Source organism: Streptomyces sparsogenes subsp. cuspidosporus (genome assembly GCF_039532705.1).
In the GTDB taxonomy this organism is placed as follows: Bacteria; Actinomycetota; Actinomycetes; order Streptomycetales; family Streptomycetaceae; genus Streptomyces; species Streptomyces sparsogenes.
Map to the genome: position 1 here is coordinate 25,479 of NZ_BAAASD010000056.1, position 20,300 is coordinate 45,778.

Here is a 20,300-nt window from a genome sequence, read left to right on the forward strand (position 1 = left end):
GGCGGCCCGAACTCTCAGGTGCGCCAGAGTGTCCAGCTGTCGCCGCCGCACTCTTCTTGCAGCACTTGTTCCTCGTCCCCGCTCGCAGTGGGCAGGGCTACGCACTTGCCGCTGTTACGGCTGATCAGCTTCCATGCATGGCGGGAAGTGTCGTAGCGGAAGCTCCAGAGCTGATCCGGGAACAGATCTTGCTCGTCGTCACCGCACAGATACTGCGTGATGATGGCGTCGTTCTCCTTGCGTGCCGCATCGACCGAAAGGCACAGACCGCTGTGCTGATTGCGGATCGAGTACGTGGTCCCGGCTGATCCGGCGTCTTCCGCGGTAAGTTTCCAGAACTGCTCGGTGCTCGCGCCACAGCCGGTCTGGATGAGGCCTGCCGATGGGGTGGTGTTCTCCGGGGGCACGGACAGGCACAAGTGGCTGTCGACATTGGTCAGGCGGAACAGGCCCTTCGGCAGCGGCGGTGCGTCAGCGCGGGCGCGCGGCTTCTTGCCGGGCGATGGGGTGGCCGACGGTGCCGACGGTGTCTGCGGCTTCGACGGGGTCGCCGTGGGTGCGGGCCGCCTTGTGCCGCCGGACGGGCGCGTGAACGGATCGGAGGACCGCGCCGAGGGCCCTGGCGTCGGGCTGTGGGGCGTCGTGATCGTCGGCGTGGCGGACGTGGTGGGTGCCGCGCCTGACGTCGCGGTGTTCTGGCTGTCGGTGACGAACCACATGCCGCCCAGCAGCGCCGCGAGCGCGCCCCACTGGGCGGGGGTGCGCCAGCGCCGGAAGCGGTCCCGGCGGTCGCCGGTCCTGCCGGTCGCCGGGGAGCCGCCTCCGGCCGGTGGGCCGTCCGCCCCGCACGACGCCTGTTGGGGAGCGCGCGGTCCTGCGTTCGAGTGGAGGTGCTTCTCCTGGTCCTCCAGGGCGGCATTCCGGGCCTGTAACGCGTCGGACTTGGCCTCTTCGGCGATCGTCAGGCTCTCTCTGGCCTGGCGGAGTTCCTCCCCGGCATCCCCGTCCGCTGTCGGGTCCTGCGTCTTTCCGCGCTCAAGCCGGTGGATGACCTCGACCAGGCTCCGGATGCGCTCTTCCGCTTCCGCCAGGTCCGTCTCGGCCTGCCGCCGCGCCTGTACGGCCTTCTCCACGGCCTGCTGTGGCTTCGATACCGGGGCCTGCCGCGGCTGCTTCCGGCCAACCAGTTCGTAGAGGCGTTTGGCCTCTTCGTGCCGCTGCTGCCGGGTGCGGGCGTCGCGTACCTGGCGGTTGATGACCTCATGCAGGATGTGGGCGGGCACCGCCCGCTCGCCGGAGCGGTACTGCCCCCACAACGTCTTTCCGCCGCCTTGCGGATAGCGCTCGGCGAGCTCGCGCAGCGTCAGGCCTTCCGTCAGCCGGCACAGCATTCCCGCTAACTCGTTGATGTGCTCCGACTCGCCCCTCAGCCCCTCAAATGGCCGGCCAGTCCTGCCCATGAACCCCCCTTTGTCCGCGGACAATCCCCCGATGTCCGCCGCCGACCTGCACCGAAGGTGAACGATCTTGATGGAAAACAGTCCGGCCCGCAGCGTCGATGTCATGCACCGGATCCCCGTGAACGGACCGGTGCCCGGCATCACATCAACGCTGAAAGGACTCTACCCATGCGTATACGCGGACTGACGCACTCCACAGCACGGCGGCTGTCCACTGCCAAGAAGGTTCTGTTCCTGCTCGGCGCGGCCTCTCTCGTCATCGGCATCCCCGCGTATGCCGACCCGCAGCAGCCCGTGTCGGGCGAGCCCGTCGCCATGGGCCAGATCGTCTCGGCCGAGGACAGCGTCTATGCCCTGGCCGAAGACAACTCCGCGGTCTACGAGTGGTCCTCCGACACGGTCAACTGGCAAAAGGTGGGCGGCCCCGCGAAGGACCTCTACGCGAGCGCCGACGCCGTCTACGCCACCGACCCGGCCACAGGCGACCTCAACAAGTACAACGGCGAGCCCGGCCAGTGGTCCCGCATCGGCGGCGCCGGCACCGCCTTCGCCGCCACCAGCGAGCACCTGTACGGCATCGGCCCCGACGGCACCGGTGTGTGGGAGTACACCGGCCAGGGCGACACGTGGACCAAGGTCGGCGGCCCCGCCAAGGACCTCTACACCGGCCCCGCCGCCGCCCTGTACGCGACCGACCCGGCCACCGGCGAACTCAACAAGTACGCGGACGGCCAGTGGGCCGGCATCGGCAGCTCAGGCGCCGCCTTCGCCGTCACCGACAACAACGTCTACAAACTGGACCCCGACCGATCCGGCGTCTTCGAGTACAACACCGAGGACAACCAGTGGAACAAGGTCGGCGGCCCCGCCGGCGAGATCTTCAGCAGCAACACCCTGTACGCCACCAACCCCGACACCGGTGACCTCTACAAGTACAACGGCCGGCCCGAGGAGTGGAACCGCGTCGGCGGGCCCGCCGCCGCCTTCACCACCAGCGGCGACCGCCTCTACCGCCTCGCCTCCGACCACCGGTCCGTCCAGATGTACAGCGGCACCGGGGCGGACGACCAGTGGACCGACCTCCACGCGCCGACCGCCCCCGCGGTCTCGGACGACAAGCTCGCCCGACTCAAGAGCCTGACGCAGGAGGGAGAGGACGCCCGCCGCGCCTGGTACGCGGCCCTCTACGAACACCAGAGCGGCACGCCCGACCCCTACGAGTTCGACTGGTCCACAAACGGGTGCAACGCGCCTGCCCCCGACTCCATCGGCGGCTTCGACTTCACATTCGCCTGCTACCGGCACGACTTCGGGTACCGCAACTCCAAGGCCCTGCTGGGCAAGGAGTCCTTCCACAACAGCGTGAACGGAGACTCCGACAAGGACCGCATCGACCGTGTCTTCCACCAGGACCTGAACACCATCTGCGAGAGCCGGGACTGGCCCGTCGACCACACCGCCGTCGAGCGCGCGCTGTGCCGCCGGGCGGCCGGCCTCTACTACCAAAGCGTCCTCGCGGCAGGCCTGCTCGAAACCCGGTGATCCGCTGAACCACCCGTCGCCCGGCCGGCGCCCCGCCGACCGGGCTTCGGCTATGCGCCGAGGTGGTCGAACTCGCCTGCCTTTATGCCGCGTATGAGGGTGCGGAGCGGGTGGGGGGCGGTGGTTATGACGGTGTCGGGGTCGTCGCTCTCACGGAGCCGTATCGCGCCGCCGACGGCGGCCAGCTCCACGCATGCACCATGTGTCTCGGAGAAGGACGACTTCTGCCATGCGATGGGTGCGGTCACGGATCTGCCCTTCATACTTCCTGCGCGATGGTGTGAATGAGATCTCGGGAGTCGGTTTCGCTGAGCGCTGCGGCTTCGACTGCGGTGAAGACAGTGCGATAGCTCTCAAGGTGCGATTGCGCGTCCAAGAAAGTGGCGCCGAGTGCGGTTTCGACCTGCACGGTATCGAGCTTGGGTACGGGCCCTCCGGCGTAGAGCATCGCTCGGCTGGCGCCTACGTATCCTTCTGATGCGAAGGGGACTACGCGCACGGTGATGCTCGGCCGCTCGCACTGCTCTTGGAGGTATTTGAGCTGAGCGCGCGTGATCTTCCGGCCGCCGAATCGCATTCTCAGTGCGGCTTCGTGAATGATGGCCTTGTGCGTCGTAGGCGCCTCGCGCTCGAAGATCTTCCTCCGCTCCATGCGATGGGCAACCCGGGCGTCCAGATCGGCCTGCGGGAGCGGTGGAATCGTCTGGGAGAAGACGGTGTGTGCGTAGTCCTCGGTCTGCAGGATCCCGGGGATATGCGTGATGTCGATGGAGCACAAGTAGGTGGCGTAGTGCTCTAATTCCGCGAGGTCCAGGAACGGTGCGGGGAGGGTGCCCCGGTAGTTCTCCCACCATCCTTGGCCGCGCTGTTCGTACGTCATGGCCGCCAGTGCGTCGACGAGCGCGGTATCGGCGCACTTGTAGAAGGCCGCGAGGCGGCGCAGGCGCTCCTCGCTGATCCCGTAGCGGCCCGTCTCGATGTGGCTGATCTGAGGTTGTCCGCCTCCGAGTAGGGCGCCCGCTTCACGGGCGGGCATGCCCACCGCCTCACGCATCTTGCGTAGCTCAACTCCCAGCCGCACCTGGCGCGCTGTGGGGTTACTCCTCGGCGGCATCGAGCCCTTCTCCCGCTTCGCTCATGAGTGTGCCGCTCCACCCTGCCACGGTCCACACCCGGTGTGATGACTTTCGCGGACATAGTTGCGCCGGTACATGCATGACCTCTACCGTCTGTGATGTACCTCTCACGCATCGCGCACGAGAGAAGCAACCGCATGGGCAACTCCAGGCCGCACCGGCCCCACTCGTACACGCTCTACTGCCCGCCCCTCGAAACCTCCCCCTGCATCGCCCGCGACTTCGTCACCTCCGTACTCCGCCGCTTACAGCTCAACGACGCGGTCGACACCGCGGCACTGTGCACCGCCGAACTCGCCGCCAACGCCTACGCCCACGCCCCGGGCAACGGCTCCGTCCTCTGGCTCGCCGTCGAGCCCGCCGAGGTCTGCGTCACCGTCTACGACGGCAACCTGACCGAACCCCTCCTCCGTCCGCCCAGCCTCGACGCCGAAGGCGGCCGGGGGCTGCGGATCGTCGAGGCGCTGGCGGACAAGTGGGGGACGACGCCCGGCGCCCCGCTGGGGATCGGCGGGGCGCCGGGCAAGGGCGTCTGGTTCTCGCTCGCGACAGGCGGGGCGTAAGCGGGGTGACCGAGAGGCGGGTCGACCGACAAGGGATAGGTGGGACGACCCGATAAGCGGGGCAACCGGTACGCGGGGCGACCGACAGCCCGCGCGTCAGCCCTTCGTGACCGCCGCCAGGATCTCCGGCAGGCGGGCCGCCACCCGGGGGGCGGCCAGGCGGAGGCCGGCCAGGGCGAGCGCCGCGCCGTAGGCCGCGCCCAGGGGGAGGAGCAGCCACAGCCGGTCGTCCGCGCCCGCCGTGTGCATCCAGATCGTCGCGCCGATCAGCGGCGCGCACAGCGCCGCGCCGGTGAGCATGCCGCCGAAGATGCCCGCCCACGCGAGCCCCGCCTGGGCCGGGACCACGTTCTTGTAGCCGCTGTCCTGCGGGATGGAGTACGGGTACAGGACCGAGGTCATGGCGCCGGTCGCCACGAGCGCGCCGAACAGCGCCAGGGCGAGGCCGAGCGCTTCGGGGGCCGCCGTCCACTCGTCCATGAGCGCGGCCGCGCCGAGGACCGCCAGCGTGACGTACGGGACGCCGACCAGCGCGAGGGCCAGCGCGCGGCCGCGCAGCTCCAGGTAGGCGTCGCGCGGGGAGGAGATGGTCTGCGCGACCATCCAGAACGCCGAGGAGTCCTGCCCGAACTGGTTGTACATCTGCATGCCCAGCAGCCCCGCGGCCCAGCAGGCGGTGTAGACGCTCCCGCCGCCCTGGACGGTGGTGACGAAGGGCACCAGCAGGCCCACGGCCAGCGAGGTCACCCACGCCGACTTGGTCTTCGGATCCCGCCACGCGTAGCGCAGCGTGCGCACCACGACGGTGCCGGTGCGGTCGTCGGGCAGCAGGCGGTGGAGGGCCGGGCGGGCGCCCGCGGGGCGCTCGCGGCGGGGCTCGGCGGCCTGGATCGTCGAGGAGTCAGGCGAGGTCATCAGGTGGGTGAGACCGCGCTGCCACCACCACAGCAGCAGGGCCAGCGCGGCAGCCGACAGGGCGAACTGGGCGGCCGCGGGCCCGTACGAGCCGTCGCTGACGCCCTGGACGGCGTCGAAGGCCGCCGCCGGCGGCACCCAGCGCAGCACGTCGGCCACCGGCTCCAGGGATGCCAGCCCGTTCTTGCCGGACAGCTGCCCCACCCCGACGTTGAGCAGCTGCGCGCCCACCGCCACGAACAGGCCGCTGAGCAGCGCCAGATCGCGGCCCCGGCGGCTGCTGAGCAGCCGCGTGTTGGCGGTGGCGACGGCGCGCGCCAGCGCCGCGCACAGCAGCATCGTCAGGACCACGGCCAGCACGCCCGCGACCGCGGCCGCCGCGCCGTGCGCCACGGCGATCACCGAGCCCACCGCGAGGGTGAGGGTGAACAGCGGGCCGATGCCGATCAGGGAGGACACCAGCAGGGCGAGGACCAGCGGCCGGGGCCGCAGCGGGAGCATCACCAGCCGGGTGGGGTCGAGGGTCTCGTCGCCGCTGGGGAAGAACAGCGGCATCACGGCCCAGCCGAGGGCGAAGACCGCGGCGAGGAGGGTGACCAGCGCGGCGGCATGGTCGTGGCCGCGCAGCGCGATCAGGCCGAGCAGTTGGAGCGCCGCGATGAGGAGGGTGAAGACGACGGAGCCGATGTACGCGGCGCGCCGCTTCGCCGACTGCCGCAGCCCGTTGCGCAGCAGGGACAGCTTGAGCCGGACGAACAGGGTGGTCAGGGAGCCGGTGGCGGTCATCGGGCGCCGCCGCCCAGCCAGTCGAGGTCGTGGCCGGCCGCGCGGTCGTTCGCGCCGACCAGCTCCAGGAAGGCGTCCTGCAGCGAGGGCGCCGCGCCCCGCACCTCCGCCAGCGGGCCCTGGGCCCGGATCCGCCCGGCGGCGAGCACCGCGACCCAGTCGCACAGCGACTCCACCAGCTCCATGACGTGGCTGGAGAAGACGACGGTGGCGCCGGAGCGGGTGTAGCGCTCCAGCACGCCGCGGATGGTCTGCGCGGAGACCGGGTCCACGCCCTCGAAGGGCTCGTCCAGGAAGAGGACTTCCGGGTTGTGGAGCAGCGCGGCGGCCAGGCCGATCTTCTTCCGCATGCCGGTCGAGTAGTCGACGACCAGCTTGTGCTGGGACCCCGCGAGGTCGAGCACGTCCAGCAGCTGCGTGGCGCGCTTGTCGACCTCGTCGGCGGCCAGGCCGCGCAGCCGCCCGGTGTAGTCGAGGAGTTCGCGGCCGGACAGTCGCTCGAACAGCCGCAGCCCCTCGGGCAGCACCCCGATCCGCGCCTTCACTGCGACCGGGTCCCCCCATACGTCGTGCCCGCCGACCTCGACCGTGCCGGAGTCGGGGCGCAGCAGCCCGGTCACCATCGACAGGGTGGTCGTCTTGCCCGCCCCGTTGGGTCCGACCAGTCCGATGAACCGCCCGGCGGGCAGCTCGAGATCGATCCCGGCGACCGCCACCTGCTCCCCGTACCGCTTCCACAGCCCCCGTATGAGCACGGCGGGCGGCGCGCCCGCGCGTCCGGCCGACGTCTCGTGCTCCCCTGGCTCCTTCTCCACCGGTCCCGCCTTTCGCGCATGCGGGGGCCGGTCAACGCCCCCGTCGGGCAACCACGATACGTGCGCGGCCGGCGCGCGCCGCGCGGACCCGGGCGCCCGCGGCGCGCCTCGGCGACCTTCAGTGCGCCTCAGCGCCCGTCGCGGCCGCAGGCGTAGGCGAGGACGCTGACCAGTTCCTCGGCGTCCGGGAGCCAGCGGTTGGCGGCGGTCGGCCGGCGCGCCCACTGGACCGCGCCGTGCCGCCCCACGCGGGTGGGCGGCGCGACCACGTAGTCGCCCTCGCCGTGCGCCACGAGGTCGATCGAGGCGGGCGACCAGCCCTGGTTCCGCACCAGGTGCGGGATCTTGGCGGCGGCGCCGGGCAGGACGAAGAAGAGCATCCTGCGCCCCGGGGTGGAGGTGACCGGGCCCAGCTCGACCCCCAGGCGCTCCATGCGCGCCAGCGCCAGACAGCCCGCTGTCTCCGGCACGTCGAGCGCGTCGAAGGTACGCCCGGTCGGCAGCAGGATCGAGGCGCGCGGCGCGCTGCTCCACATGCGGCGCGCCACGACGGGGCTGCCGGTCGCCTGGTCCGCCCAGTCGGCGCCGGTCGGATGGGCGCCGGGCGCGGGGCAGTCCGCCGCGCCGCAGCTGCACTGGTCGACGCCGGCCACGGGTTCGAGCCAGGCGCCGGGCAGCACGTCCCAGTGCCGCTCCTCCGCGTAGCGCACCGCCGCGTCCTGCAGTCCCTCCCCGCGCTGCTGGGGGATCTGTGGTGCTCCTGTCACGTCTGTCACGTCGTCTGTCACGTCCATGGTCTCGTCCACGACCAGCACAACTTCCGCGCTGTTCCGGGGTTACGCCCCCCGAGGGGCGGCCCGGAGGCGCACCGGGCCGTAAAAAATACGGGCCTTAAAAATATCGGCATGCGGGGCGCATGGGAGCACGGTCGGGGGCGCGCACGGGGACGCGGCTGTGTGAGCGGGTAGCCACCATGCGTGACGGGCGTACGAGTGTCCGGTGGGCCGTGCCGTGCTCCAGGGCACGGCCCTGGACTCCTGTCGGCGCCGTACGCGTACGATCGCGGTCAATTCGGGCAAGTCCTTCATTCTCCGCATGTCTGGCGTATCCATGCTATTCGCGGGGCAGTGATCAACAGGGACGGCATCCGCCGTAAACGCACAGCAGTCACTGGGGGTTAACCATGGCCGCTAGGCCGCTTGTGGCGCGGCAGCCGAACGAGAGGCTGCAGGCGCTTATTCAGGAAGCCGGGTGCTCCAACGCCGGCTTGGCGCGCAGGGTCAACATGTGCGGCGCCGAGCACGGTCTCGATCTGCGCTACGACAAGACCTCGGTCGCCCGCTGGCTGCGCGGCCAGCAGCCGAGGGGCCGGGCCCCGGGCATCATCGCCGAGGCGCTCGGCCGCAAGCTCGGCCGTACGGTCACGATCGACGAGATCGGCATGGCCAACGGCAAGAACCTCGCCTCGGGGGTGGGGCTGCAGTTCTCGCCCACCGTCCTCGGCGCGATAGAGCAGGTCTGCGAGCTGTGGCGGAGCGACGTCGGGCGCCGCGACTTCCTGAGCGGTTCGACGGTCGCCGCCTCGGCGCTGGTGGAGCCCAGCCGCGACTGGCTGATCACCGGCACGGACACGCAGGTCGCGCGGACGGCCGGGGCGAAGGTCGGCAGGTCCGACGTGGCGGCGGTGCGGGCGACCACCGACGCGCTCATCGAGCTGGACCACCGGTACGGGAGCGGGCATGTGCGCCCCGTCGTCGTCCACTATCTGAACAGCGTGGTCTCCGGGCTGCTGGCCGGCTCCTACCGGGAGTCGGTGGGGCGCGAGTTGTTCGCCGCGGTCGCCAGGCTGACCGAGCTGGCCGGCTACATGGCGGTCGACACGGGCCAGTCCGGGCTCGCCCAGCGCTACTACATCCAGGCGCTGCGGCTGGCCCAGGCCGCCGGGGACCGGGGTTACGGCGGGTATGTGCTGGCCGCGAGCATGAGCCACCTCGCGGCCCAGCTCGGAAACCCCCGGGAGATCGCCCAGTTGGCGAAGGCCGCGCAGGAAGGCGCGCGCGGGCAGGTGCCGCCGCGCGCCGAGTCGCTGTTCCTGGCCGCCGAGGCCCGCGGCCACGCCCTGCTGGGCGACGGGCGCGCCTGCCAGGTCGCGGCGGGCCGCGCGCTGGACGCGATGGAGCGGGCGGTGGGCAGCGGCGGGGAGTCCGGCGACGAGCCGGTGTGGATCCGCCACTTCGACCACGCCTACCTGGCCGACGAGTTGGCCCACTGCCACCGCGACCTCGGCCAGGCCGAGCCCGCCAGGCGCCGCGCGGAGGAGGCCCTGGCGGGCCACCCGGAGGGCCGGGTGCGGCGGCGGGCGATCGGGCTGTTGCTGCTGGCCACGTCGCTGGTGCAGCAGCGCGAGGTGGAACAGGCCTGCCATACCGGCACCCAGGCGGTCGAGCTGCTCGGATCCCTGCGCTCCAACCGGGGGGTGGAGTATCTGGACGACTTCCAGCAGCGGCTGGAGCCGTATCGGGACGAGCCGGTGGTGCGGGAATTCGGGGCGCGGCTGGAGGTGCAGGCGGCCTGACGCGGTGACCAGCGTCTCTCCGTCCCGCGGGTCCACCGGGCACCGCCGCGTCCGGGGACCCGGTAGCGTGAGCCGTTGATTCCGTAAGTTCGCATAGCCAAGGAGTCCCGGTGACGCAGAGCGGACAGGGGAACGAGCCGCAGCTGCCTGCGGTCCCGCCCGCGCAGCCTTCGCAGCCCGTGCGCGAGGGTGTCGTGCTGCCCGCTCAGGGCGATCAGCGGGCCCAGGACCAGCACCAGGCGGCCCCGGCCGGCGGCCAGGCATGGGGGCAGCCGTGGGGCCCGCAGGGTGCTCCGCAAGGCGGGCCGCAGGGTGCCGGGCAGCCCGGCGCGCCGCTGGCCCAGCCGCTGCCGCCGGAAGGCGCGCCCCACGCCCAGCCGGGCTCCCGGCAGGGCTGGCCGCAGCAGCCGCCGCAGGGCCCGCCCCCCGGCGCGCCGCAACCCCCCGGCGCGTCGTACGGCGGGCCGCAGGGCGCGCCGCCGCCCGCCCAGGGGCAGCAGCCGTACGTCCAGCAGGGCTGGCCCGCGCACGGCCAGCCGCAAGCGCAGGCCCAGCCGCCGCACATGCAGCCGCCGCCGCACGGGCAGCCGCAGCCTCCGGAGAGACAGGCGCAGCCCTTCGCCGGCGCCGCCGGACCCGGCGCGCCCTCCGGGCCCGCCGATCAGACCCAGGTGCTGCCGCCGCAGTCCGGCTACGCCGGGCCGCCCGCGGCCGACTCCGAGCCGACGCAGTACATACCGCCCGTTTCCGGGCAGATGCCCGGCGCGATGCCGCTGCCGCCCGAGGGCGCGGCCCACACCGCCCCGCCGGCCCACGCGGCTCCTGCCGGCACCCCGCTGCCGCCGGAGAACCAGCCCGCGCAGTCCCAGGCGCAGCCTCAGTCGCACTCCCAGCAGTCACACTCCCAGCCGCAGCCCCAGTCGCGCCCCGAATCGGACAACGAGTCCACCACGATGCTGCGGGCCGTCCGCCCCGGCCGCGCCCGCCATGGTGCCCCGCAGGCGGCCCCCCAGCCCGCCCCCGGTCAGCCCGCCCCCGGCGCCGCTGAGGAGACGCAGGTCCTGCCCGGGCCGATCCCGGCCGCCGGGCAGCCGCCGCAGCCGCAGGGCCCCCACGCCGCCCAGCCGGGCGGCCCGGCGCAGCCCGGCTCCGCGCCGTACGCGATCCGCCCCGGCATGCCGGGGGACCGTCCGCCGCCGTCGGAGTTCGACGGCCTGTTCCGCGCCGACGGCGGGCCCGCCGAACCGGCGGACTCGACGCAGCAACTGCCGCAGTTCAGCGACCAGGGCCCGCAGCCGCCCGCCCCCGCCGACGGCGGCGGCCGGGGCAAGCGCGGCGGCCGGAAGATGTCGCCCGCGGCCCTCATCGGCATCGTCGTCGCGGGCTGCGCCCTCGCCGGCCTCGCCGCCGGCGCGGCGCTCAGCGCCGGGGGCGACGACGACAAGAAGGACACGAAGGCCTCGGAGAGCGAGACGCCGGACACCAAGACCGACGACGAGCCGACCAAGGCGGCCGACCCCGTCGAGGCGCAGGCCAAGGCGCTCGACGCGCTGCTCGCGGACAGCAACAACAGCCGCGCGGCGGTGATCAAGGCCGTGGGGGACATCAGGTCCTGCAAGAACCTGTCCACCGCCGCCACCAACCTGCGCACCGCCGCCGGCCAGCGCACCGACCTGGTCACCCGGCTGGGCAAGATCTCCGTCGACAAGCTGCCCAACCACGCCGAGCTGACCTCCTCCCTGACCAAGGCGTGGCGGTCCTCCGCCACGGCCGACAACCAGTACGCGGCGTGGGCCGACCAGGTCGGCGGCAAGAAGGGCTGCCACAAGGGCAAGGCCCGCACGACGCCCCGGGTGGGCGCGGCGGAGCGGGCGAGCGGCGAGGCGACCACGGCCAAGAAGAGGGCGGCCGAGCTGTGGAACCCGATCGCCACGAAGTACGGCCTGACCTCGCACCAGGCGACGGACCTGTAGCCGGGTGACTTCGCGGTGAGTATGGGACAGCGACACGCCGACGCGACGGCGTGTCGCTGTCCCATACTCACCGCAAAACTCACCGCAAAACTCGCCGCGAACCCGGGCTTCGGCCGCTAGCCCGCCGGGGCGTACCGCTGGAGGGTCTTCGCGACGTTGACGGACCCCTTGCGGACCGCGACCAGCCGCCCGTCCCGCACCACCTGGTAGGTCACGTCCGCGTTGACGAGGCGCGGATAGCCGTGGACGGACAGCGAGTCCTTGAAGCCCCAGCGCAGGGTCGGCGTCAGGCCGCCCGTGTCGGCCGCGTGGCCGTTGTCCAGGGCGCGCCGGACGGTGCGGGCGCTGATGTCGTCGGCGGGGAGGGCGTTCAGGACCGAGCGCAGCACGGTGTAGGCGATCCAGGTGGTCTGGGTGCCGGGGTCCTCCGCGTCGATGTTGTCGTCGTCGAAGGCGTACCGCTTGATGACCTTCTTCATGGGCGCCCAGCGCGGATCGTCCGCGGCCGGGTACCAGCCGGTGGCGTACGCGCCCTCCAGCGGGCTCTCGCGGCCGCCGGTGCTGTCCACGAGGGACTGGCGGACGCTGCCGAGCACGGAGGCGATCCGTACCTTCGGGTGGTCCTCCTGGAGCCGCCGGAAGGAGTCGAAGAAGGTGCTGGTGCGCTGCCCCAGCGCCGCGGTCACGCAGGAGCCGGACAGCTCGGCGCCCTGCGCGGCGCCGCCGAGGGAGGTCTCGGCGCCCACGCCGTTCAGGGCGGCGCCGGCCTGCCGGGTGTAGTCCCCGGCGTCCTCGGGGGCGCGGACGTCCTCGGCCGCCTGACGCCCGCCGGCCGCCAGGCCCGCGTCGAGGAGGTCGGGGAACGCGTCGCCCGCGATGGTGTCGGGGCGGACGAGGGCGACGCGGTGGCAGACGGAGGCGAGCTGCCGGCCGTTGCCGGCCAGCAGGGCGGCCTGGCCGCCGTTGACCGGGTAGGAGTAGGGGCTGTCGAACTCCTCCTGGGTCAGCCCGTATCCGCCGATGTACGGGATGCCCGCGCCCTCCAGGGCGGAGATGAAGTAGCGGCCGTACTGGCTGTACGAGCCGACGACCGCGACGACCTTCTCGGAGGCCGCCCGTCGGGCGCAGCGCGCGGCCTCGGAGGGGTCGTTGCGCTCGTTGCAGGTGATGACCTTCAGCTTGCGGCCGTGGATGCCGCCGGAGGCGTTGACCCAGCGGGCGTACGCCTGCGCCATGGCGGGCATGCCGGGCATGTTGGTCGCCTTGGTGTCCTCGGGCGCCCAGGTCATGACGGTGATCGGAGGCTCGGAACCCGCCCCGCCCAGGGTGCCGCAGCCGGTCAGCGCCCCCGCCCCGACGGCCGCGCAGAGCATCGCCGTCAGCCACGGCCGCGGGGAGAGCCGAGGGGAGAAACGTCGCCATCCGGTCATGACATGCGAGCGTGGTGTTCCGTATGTAACGGGGCGACTATCGCAATTGACAGGAAAGTGACGGGAGGGTGAATTACGGGGGGCGATGCGTGTCCGTCCGTGAGGAACGTACGATCGATTCCTGTGCAAGGTTCGGAGAAGTCTTCCCGTCGCGCCCGTCGCTCGACCACCATGGGCGCCATGCCTGTCAATGACATGCCGTGGTGGCGCTGGCGCAGCAATGTGCGCTCGGCGCTGCACATGCTTTCCGACCCCGTCTTCCAGCAGGAGTGCTGGCTGGCGGGCCGGGACGGATACGGGGACGTCACCGACGCCGTGTACCGGCTGGTGGAGGACACCTGGCTGGACAACTGGTCGGCCGAGAAGTACGTCGGCACGATCTTCCGCGACTCGCAGGAGGCGGCGCTCGTCGATGTCGCGGTCCTGAGGGTGCTGCGGATCATGCACCAGGTGGGCGCGGACGCCCCGGTCTCGGCCTATCTGGCGCACCACGCCTGGCCGGAGGCCGTCCGGGCGGCGCGCGAGGCGCATGTGCGGCTCGCGACCAACGACGGCGAGGACCCGGACGTGCCCCCGCACACCCTCGAAGTGCTGGCGATCATGACGCGCTCGGTCTAGGGATCCTCCCGGGTGTGCGACGCTATGGAGTCATGAGCCAGTCGCATTCCGCCGCCCCCGACCAGTACGTCCTCACCCTGTCCTGCCCCGACAAGCAGGGCATCGTGCACGCCGTGTCCAGTTACCTCTTCATGACCGGCTGCAACATCGAGGACAGCCAGCAGTTCGGGGACCGGGACACGGGGCTCTTCTTCATGCGGGTGCACTTCCGCGCGGTCTCACCGGTGCGGGTGGAGGACCTGCGGGCGAGCTTCGCGGCGGTGGGCGAGTCCTTCCACATGGACTGGCAGATCCACCCGGCCGGCGAGAAGATGCGGGTCGTGCTGATGGTCAGCAAGTTCGGCCACTGCCTGAACGACCTGCTCTTCCGCTCGCGGATCGGGGCGCTGCCCGTGGAGATCGCGGCGGTGGTCTCCAACCACACCGACTTCGAGGAGCTGGTGGGCTCGTACGGGGTGCCGTTCCGGCACATCCCGGTGACGAAGGACACCAAGGCCCAGGCGGAGGCGGAGCTGCTGGAGCTGGTGGAGGAGGAGAAGGTCGAGCTGGTGGTCCTGGCCCGCTACATGCAGGTGCTCTCGGACGACCTGTGCAAGCGGCTGGCGGGGCGGATCATCAACATCCACCACTCCTTCCTCCCGAGCTTCAAGGGCGCCAAGCCGTACCACCAGGCGCACGCCCGGGGCGTGAAGCTGATCGGTGCCACGGCCCACTACGTGACGGCCGACCTGGACGAGGGGCCGATCATCGAGCAGGAGGTCGAGCGGGTCGGCCATGCGCTCACCCCCGAGCAGCTGGTCGCGGTCGGGCGCGACGTGGAGTGCCAGGCGCTGGCGCGGGCGGTGAAGTGGCACAGCGAGCGGCGGGTGCTCCTCAACGGCCACCGCACGGTCGTCTTCGCCTGAGGAACCCTCTGACGGGGGCGCCCCCGGCCGCTCACAGGCGCGACAGGGACGCCGTCGCGAAGAGGACGTCGCGGATCGCCTCCGGGTCGCCGATCTGTCCCGCGGCCGCCTCCTCTGGCGGCACATGACCGGCCGCGAGCTGGTAGAAGGCCTCGCGGTCGAGGGCGATCCTGGCCACCGTCTCCGCCTCGGAGGGCAGCGCGGCGGGGGAGTCCAGCGGGATGTACCAGTGGCCGCTGCCCTCGACCTCCAGATGGAGCGTGCGGCCCGGCGCGCCCGCCGTGCCCAGCCGCCGGGGCGGCCCCGCGAGCCCGGCCCGGCGGCGCTGCGCGAGCGCGTCGGGCAGCAGCCGGGCGTACAGGTCGACCATCCGTCTGAGATGGGCCGAGGCGGGTGGCTCGTACGGGTAGTCGATCGCCTCCGCGATGTCCCCGGCGTGCACCCAGCACTCGAACGCGCGGTCGACGAACGAGTCGCGCAGCGGCAGGGAGAAGCCCCCGTACGGCACGGGGAGCATCCGGGCGCCGCGCCCGGCGAAGGACACCGTGCGCACCAGCGCGTGGCCCTGCTCCCGCCACGGCTCGCGCACCGCCTCCGGCTCCGCCGCGGCCTCGGGGCTCAGCTCGGGGCCGTCGTGCCAGTAGGCCTCGGTACGGGCCTCCGGGTCGCCCGGGGCGTCGGCGCCCAGCGGGTCGGGCAGCCCGAGCGAGGCGGCGAGGATGCCGTCGACCACCATCAGGTGGCCGATCACCCCGGCGACGGTGGTGTCCCGCCCCACCTGCCGCCGTCCGTCGAACCACCGCAGCCGCACCGGCGCCCGCCACTCCGCCTCGCCCATGTCGCGCAGCAGCGCGTCCAGCCGGGCGGCCTCCGCGTCGTACACCCCCGCCCAGTCGGGCACCGGGATCCGGGCCGGGCGGCGGCCCAGGCAGCCCGCGAGCACCCGGGAGCGCAGCAGCGGGTCGAGGTCGAGGCTCTGCTCGGTGTGGAGCAGGCCGACCGCCTCACGCAGTCGCAGGGCCTCGTCGGCGCAGGGATTGCAGTGGTTGAGGTGCGCCTCCACGGCGGCGGTCTCCTCGGGCGGGCAGGCCGCCAGGGCCCAGGCGCCCAGCAGCGACTTCAGCACCGCGTGGGAGAGCTGGGGCGCGGGTGGCGGGACAGGCGGGACAGGCGGGACAGGCGGGGCGGGTAGCCGGCCACGGCTTTCGGCAGCGGGCTCCTGCTGCTCCTGTGGCTCCTGGGGTCCGTGTGGCTCCTGTGGTTCCTGGGGTTCGCGCGGTTCCTGGGGTTCGCGCGGTTCCTGGGGTCCGCGCGGTTCCTGGGGTCCGTGTGGCTCCTGGGGCCCGCGCGGCGGGGGCACCCCGTCCGCCGGGGGAGTGGGGTGCCAGTGGGCGGGCCAGCGGCCGCTGTCCTCGGCGGCCGGCCGCGGCGGGGGTATGCGCGGCGCCTCGGCGGGCTCGGTGCCGCCGGTGCCGTCGTCGGGTCTGCTCACAGGGCCCGCCCGTACCCGGGAGGCGGACCGGCCTCGGGGAGCGGCGCGCGGGCCGTGGACAGCAGTTGCAGCCCCAGCCGCAGCCGGCGCCTGGCCTCGTCCTCCGTCACGCCGAGTTCGGCCGCGGTCTGCCGGTAGTCGCGGCGGTCGAAGTAGGCCAGTTCGAGCGCGGCGCGCAGCGGGGCGGGCATGGACGTGACGATGTAGTCGGCGCGGGCGGCCACGGAGGCCTCGCGGATCCGCTCCTCGATGTCCTCCGCCGTACGCCCGCCCCGCGCCGCTACGGCGCCTTCCCCGGCGGTGCCGTCCCCGGCCGGGTCGGCCGCGGCGCGCCTCGGCCTCCCGCAGCCGGTGCACCGCCTGGCGGTGGGCCAGCGTGGCGATCCACGAGCGCAGCGAGCCCTGCTGGGGGTCGTACGCGTCCGGGTTCTCCCAGGCGTAGCCGAACACCTCACGGGTGACGCGGTCGGCGGCCTCCTCGTCCTCCAGGACCCGATGGGCGAGATTGTGGACGAGGGAGGCGAACCGGTCGTACAACTCGCCCAGCGCGGCGGCCTCTCCGCGCGCCAGGCGTTGCTGCATCCTGCGGTCCCAGCGGGGCGGTGCGTCGTTCGCCATGTGGCCCCCATCCCTCGTGCTCGAGTTGTTCGGGTGTCACCGTCCTATCGAATGTAGTGCGGGGGGCCGGCAGCACACGCCCCCATGCGGCAAAGTGCGGCGCGGCCGGGCTGCGGATGGTATTGGGCCGGTCACTTTGCGCAGGAATCCCGCGACGAAACGCTTCCGCACGGCATAAGGTCGTCATCTCCGGCTTCCGCCGGGGGGTGTTTGGTGGGGCGCCGGGCGGGCAGCCGCCCGGGAACAATCGATTCCGGTTTGCGGGCGAGCGAAGGGCTTCGGGCGCGTGACGTTGAAAGTGATGGAGGACCGACGGGGGGAGTGGGTCGTTCTCCAGGTCTCGGGAGAGATGGACCTGGTGACCTCCCCCGCGGTCCGGCAGCACGTGCACGACGCGGTCGCCGAGGGCCGCCACCGGCTGGTGCTCGACCTGCAAGAGGTCCGCTTCTGCGACTCCAGCGGCGTCGGCGTGCTCATCGCGGCCCGCCGCCTCATGCGGTCCTGCTCCGGACGCCTCCGGCTGATCCTCCCCCCACAGGGCGCCGCGCCCGGCTCCCACGTCCACCGGGTACTGGCCGCCCTCGGCGTCCGCCGCCTCTTCGAGGTCTACCCCGACCTGGCCGCCGCCACCGACAGCGCCGCGGACCCGCTGACCGCCTAGCCGGAACCGGCGCTTGCGCCTACGCTTCGGCGGTCCGGGGCGCGGGTGTGGCTCCGGGGAGGGTCGCGCGGACGAGGAAGCCGCCGTCGGGGAGGGGGCGGGCCTCCAGGGTGCCGCCGAGGAGTTGGGCGCGCTCGCGCAGGCCGATCAGGCCGTGGCCGCCGCCCGGCAGCTCGGGCGCTGCCGCCGTGGCGTCGGGCGCCCCGTTGCGCACCTCCACGCGCAACTCCCGTACGCCCTCTCCCGCGCTTCCCGCGTCTGCCGGGCTTCCCGCGTCTGCCGGGCTTCCCGCGTCTGCCGGGCTTCCCGCGTCTGCCGGGCTTCCCGCGTCTGCCGGGCTTCCCGCGTCTGCCGGGCTTCCCGCGTCTGCCGGGCTTCCCGCGTCTCCCGGGCTTCCCGCGCCCGCCGCGCCGGCCTCGCTGACCCGGACCCGCACCCGCGCCCCCGGCGCGTGCTTGCGTACATTGGTCAGCGCTTCCTGCACGATGCGGAACACCGCCCGCTCGACGGCCTCCGACTGCCCCAGGCCCTCCAGCACCCCCTCGCCGTAGTCGGCCTCGTAGTCGACGTCCAGCGCGCTCAGTTCGATCAGGCGCGGCAGATCGGCCAGGCAGGGCTGCGGGGTGAGTTCCTCCAGGTCCCCGCCCGCCGCGCGCAGCACGCCCACCATGTGGCGCAGTTCGTCCAGCGTGCGCACCGACAGCTCGCGGATCGTACGGGCGCCCTCGCGGGCCCCGCCGTCCTCCGCGCTGATCAGCACCGCCCCGGCCTGGAGGCTGATGAGGCTGACCTGGTGGGCGACGACGTCGTGCATCTCCCGGGCGAGACGGGCCCGTTCGGTGCTGAGCACCTGCTGGGCCAGCAGCTCGTCGGCGTGGCGGCGGCTGCGCGTCAGCTCCTCGACCCGCGCGGCCAGTTCGCCGCGGGTGCGCACCAGCAGGCCGAGCGCGATGGGGCCGACGGAGGTTACGCTCGCGTCGATCAGGGTCAGGGTGTTCTCCCGGTACGCGGTCGGCTCGAAGTCCGAGACCGGCCACGGCACGAAGTGCGCGATCGCCAGCAGCAGGGCCGAGAACGCCAGCAGCCGGCGGTCGGGGCGGCGCACGGCCACGGTGTAGAGGGCGATCATCGGCGAGAACCAGACGTAGCCGATGAGGATCCCCGGCAGCGTGACCAGGAACACGGTCAGCGGCAGCCGCCGGCGCAGCAGCAGCGCGGCCGCGGCCACCAGCGACACGTTCAGCTCCAGGCCCGGTGTCACGCCGTTGACCAGCAGCGCGTCGGCCACCGCGAGCGCCACGGGGACGACCAGCGATGCCCAGCGCGGCGCCCGGACACTCATCGCGGCCCACCCGCCCGGGGGCCGCCCGCCAGCAGCCCCGCGCGGTCGGCCACGATCGCCGCCTGCACCCGGTTGACCCCGCCCAACTTCCCGAGCAGCGCCCGCACATGGTCCTTGACGGTGCTGGGCGCCAGCCCCATCCGCTCCGCGATCTGCGGATTGGCCAGCCCCTCCCCGAGCAGCGCCAGCACCTCCCGCTCGCGCGGGGTGAGCGCCTCGACGGCCGCCGAGGCCGTGGCCTCCGCCTCGGCCGCCAGATAGCCGCCGATCACGGCCCGGGTGACGCCCGGGTCCAGGACGCTGCCGCCCTGCGCGAGCGTCCGTACGGCGCCCACCAGCTGCTCCGGATCGGTGTCCTTGAGCAGAAAGCCCGCCGCGCCCGCGCGCAGCGCGGCCGTGACGTACTCCTGCGCGTCGAAGGTGGTCAGCATGGCGACGGTGGGCGGGCGCTCCGCCTCCAGCAGCCGTCTGAGCACGGTCAGCCCGTCCACGTCGGGCATCCGGATGTCCAGGAGGACCACGTCGGCCGCGCTCCCGCGCACCGACTCCACCGCCTCGGCGCCGGAGCACTCCGCGACCACCTCGATGTCCGGGGCCGTGCCCAGGATCAGCCGCAGCCCCGACCGTACGAGTGCCTCGTCGTCCACCACCGCCACCCGGATCACCGGCCGCTCCCCTCGTCGGCTGTCATGCTCATTTCCCCGGACAGCCTGCCGTATCGGCGGATCAAAGTGGAGTAGCGACCTCCGCCCGTTGGGGGGAACACCCCCGCCGGTCGGCGGGGGTGACCGGGAGACCAGAGGCTGATTTCCCGGCCGCCCGCCCCGGGGCACAGTGGTCCCACGCCGCGTCACCCGCGGCCCAGGCCGCCGCGGCCCCCACACGCGGCGGCCCTCTTCTTTTCGCCGCCTGCTGCCGCCTTCTGCCGTCTGCTGCGGCCGGCTCGCCCGGCTCCGGCCGGTCTCACACCCCCGGCGGCTCCGCCGGGGCGGGCCCCAGGGTGGTCGTGCCGGGGGCCGCGCGGTGGCCCAGACCCCGGCGGTACGCGTCCATCGCGGCCTCGACCCGGCCGCCGCGCCGCAGCAGATCGCCCAGCAGCCGGCACAGGTCGGCCAGGTCCCCGGCCGCGCCCGTCCGCTCCAGCAGGGCCAGCGCCGCGCGGTAGTGCCCCTCGGCGGTCCGCGCGTCGCCGCGCTCCTCCGCGATCAGGCCGAGCAGCCGGTGCGCCCCGCCCGCGTGGACCGCGCCGTGCTCGGCGGTGAGCCCGGCGATCCCACCCTCGGCGATCCCCCCTTCGGCGACCCCCCGGCCCGCCGTCGGCCCGCCTGCCGTCGGCCCGCCTGCCGTCGGCCCGCCTGCCGTCGGCCCGCCTGCCGTCGGCCCGCCTGCCGTCGGCCCGCCTGCCGTCGGCCCGCCTGCCGTCGGCCCGCCCGCCGTCGGCCCGCCTGCCGTCGGCCCGCCCGCCGTCG

The 20,300-nt window shown here is 73.2% G+C and carries 17 protein-coding genes and 2 pseudogenes; 7 read left to right on the forward strand and 12 right to left on the reverse strand.

Annotated features, from left to right (window positions below):
- Positions 1 to 14 precede the first annotated feature (14 nt).
- Positions 15 to 1,565, reverse strand: a complete 1,551-nt coding sequence (locus tag ABFY07_RS38275; RefSeq protein ID WP_346178893.1) for an RICIN domain-containing protein — start codon at positions 1,563 to 1,565, stop codon at positions 15 to 17.
- Positions 1,566 to 1,628: 63 nt separating this feature from the next.
- Between ABFY07_RS38275 and ABFY07_RS38280 the strand changes: the two genes are divergently transcribed.
- Positions 1,629 to 3,002, forward strand: coding sequence for a phospholipase A2 (locus ABFY07_RS38280; RefSeq protein ID WP_346178894.1), 1,374 nt, complete (start codon positions 1,629 to 1,631; stop codon positions 3,000 to 3,002).
- 50 nt (positions 3,003 to 3,052) lie between these two features.
- Here the strand turns inward: ABFY07_RS38280 and ABFY07_RS38285 are convergent, their stop codons facing one another.
- Both ABFY07_RS38285 and ABFY07_RS38290 read right to left on the reverse strand, forming a co-directional pair.
- On the reverse strand, positions 3,053 to 3,265 hold the full coding sequence (locus ABFY07_RS38285; RefSeq protein WP_346178895.1) for a DUF397 domain-containing protein: 213 nt from the start codon (positions 3,263 to 3,265) through the stop codon (positions 3,053 to 3,055).
- Entirely contained in the window at positions 3,262 to 4,116 is an 855-nt protein-coding gene (locus tag ABFY07_RS38290; protein ID WP_346178896.1) for a helix-turn-helix domain-containing protein, read from the reverse strand. The genes ABFY07_RS38285 and ABFY07_RS38290 overlap by 4 nt, the downstream gene beginning before the upstream one ends.
- 159 nt (positions 4,117 to 4,275) lie before the next feature.
- Between ABFY07_RS38290 and ABFY07_RS38295 the strand changes: the two genes are divergently transcribed.
- Positions 4,276 to 4,701 carry an ATP-binding protein gene (locus tag ABFY07_RS38295; RefSeq protein WP_346178897.1) on the forward strand — a complete coding sequence of 142 codons (426 nt, stop codon included), beginning with the start codon at positions 4,276 to 4,278 and terminating at the stop codon, positions 4,699 to 4,701.
- Positions 4,702 to 4,797: 96 nt separating this feature from the next.
- Here ABFY07_RS38295 and ABFY07_RS38300 read toward each other — a convergent pair whose 3' ends face one another.
- From ABFY07_RS38300 to ABFY07_RS38310, 3 genes are all read right to left on the reverse strand, one after another.
- Positions 4,798 to 6,402 (reverse strand): transporter, encoded by a 1,605-nt coding sequence (locus tag ABFY07_RS38300; RefSeq protein ID WP_346178898.1) that lies wholly within the window; start codon positions 6,400 to 6,402, stop codon positions 4,798 to 4,800.
- A complete protein-coding gene (locus ABFY07_RS38305) occupies positions 6,399 to 7,217 on the reverse strand; it encodes an ABC transporter ATP-binding protein (RefSeq protein WP_346178899.1) in 819 nt (272 codons plus the stop codon). Before ABFY07_RS38305 ends, ABFY07_RS38300 begins: the two co-directional genes overlap by 4 nt.
- Before the next feature lie 128 nt (positions 7,218 to 7,345).
- Positions 7,346 to 8,011: a bifunctional DNA primase/polymerase gene (locus tag ABFY07_RS38310; protein ID WP_346178900.1), complete on the reverse strand. Its 666-nt coding sequence runs from the start codon at positions 8,009 to 8,011 to the stop codon at positions 7,346 to 7,348.
- Positions 8,012 to 8,400: 389 nt separating this feature from the next.
- Between ABFY07_RS38310 and ABFY07_RS38315 the strand changes: the two genes are divergently transcribed.
- Together ABFY07_RS38315 and ABFY07_RS38320 are read left to right on the forward strand one after the other, a co-directional pair.
- Positions 8,401 to 9,792: an NsdA family TPR-like regulatory protein gene (locus tag ABFY07_RS38315; RefSeq protein WP_065960867.1), complete on the forward strand. Its 1,392-nt coding sequence runs from the start codon at positions 8,401 to 8,403 to the stop codon at positions 9,790 to 9,792.
- A gap of 110 nt (positions 9,793 to 9,902) precedes the next feature.
- Positions 9,903 to 11,765, forward strand: coding sequence for a hypothetical protein (locus tag ABFY07_RS38320; RefSeq protein WP_346178901.1), 1,863 nt, complete (start codon positions 9,903 to 9,905; stop codon positions 11,763 to 11,765).
- A 116-nt stretch (positions 11,766 to 11,881) separates the two neighbouring features.
- On the opposite strand, the gene ABFY07_RS38325 is transcribed toward ABFY07_RS38320, so the two are convergent.
- Entirely contained in the window at positions 11,882 to 13,195 is a 1,314-nt protein-coding gene (locus ABFY07_RS38325; protein WP_346178902.1) for an ABC transporter substrate-binding protein, read from the reverse strand.
- A 171-nt stretch (positions 13,196 to 13,366) separates the two neighbouring features.
- On the opposite strand from ABFY07_RS38325, the gene ABFY07_RS38330 reads away from it, so the two are divergent.
- Positions 13,367 to 13,813, forward strand: a complete 447-nt coding sequence (locus ABFY07_RS38330) for an SCO4402 family protein (protein WP_346178903.1) — start codon at positions 13,367 to 13,369, stop codon at positions 13,811 to 13,813.
- A gap of 32 nt (positions 13,814 to 13,845) precedes the next feature.
- Entirely contained in the window at positions 13,846 to 14,718 is an 873-nt protein-coding gene (gene purU / locus ABFY07_RS38335; RefSeq protein ID WP_346178904.1) for a formyltetrahydrofolate deformylase, read from the forward strand.
- 31 nt (positions 14,719 to 14,749) lie between these two features.
- Here the strand turns inward: purU and ABFY07_RS38340 are convergent, their stop codons facing one another.
- Both ABFY07_RS38340 and ABFY07_RS38345 read right to left on the reverse strand, forming a co-directional pair.
- Positions 14,750 to 16,210 (reverse strand): maleylpyruvate isomerase N-terminal domain-containing protein, encoded by a 1,461-nt coding sequence (locus ABFY07_RS38340; protein WP_346178905.1) that lies wholly within the window; start codon positions 16,208 to 16,210, stop codon positions 14,750 to 14,752.
- Positions 16,207 to 16,828 (reverse strand): annotated as a pseudogene (locus ABFY07_RS38345) (sigma-70 family RNA polymerase sigma factor). The gene ABFY07_RS38340 and the pseudogene ABFY07_RS38345 overlap by 4 nt, the downstream one beginning before the upstream one ends.
- 301 nt (positions 16,829 to 17,129) lie before the next feature.
- On the opposite strand from ABFY07_RS38345, the gene ABFY07_RS38350 reads away from it, so the two are divergent.
- Positions 17,130 to 17,489 (forward strand): STAS domain-containing protein, encoded by a 360-nt coding sequence (locus ABFY07_RS38350; protein WP_065960855.1) that lies wholly within the window; start codon positions 17,130 to 17,132, stop codon positions 17,487 to 17,489.
- Between the two features lie 19 nt (positions 17,490 to 17,508).
- On the opposite strand, the gene ABFY07_RS38355 is transcribed toward ABFY07_RS38350, so the two are convergent.
- From ABFY07_RS38355 to ABFY07_RS38365, 3 genes and pseudogenes are all read right to left on the reverse strand, one after another.
- Complete coding sequence (locus ABFY07_RS38355) at positions 17,509 to 18,831, reverse strand: sensor histidine kinase (RefSeq protein ID WP_346178906.1); 1,323 nt, start codon at positions 18,829 to 18,831, stop codon at positions 17,509 to 17,511.
- Positions 18,828 to 19,496: a response regulator gene (locus ABFY07_RS38360; RefSeq protein WP_065960848.1), complete on the reverse strand. Its 669-nt coding sequence runs from the start codon at positions 19,494 to 19,496 to the stop codon at positions 18,828 to 18,830. The genes ABFY07_RS38355 and ABFY07_RS38360 overlap by 4 nt, the downstream gene beginning before the upstream one ends.
- A 298-nt stretch (positions 19,497 to 19,794) precedes the next feature.
- A pseudogene (locus ABFY07_RS38365) lies at positions 19,795 to 20,300 on the reverse strand (hypothetical protein); the annotation flags it as partial.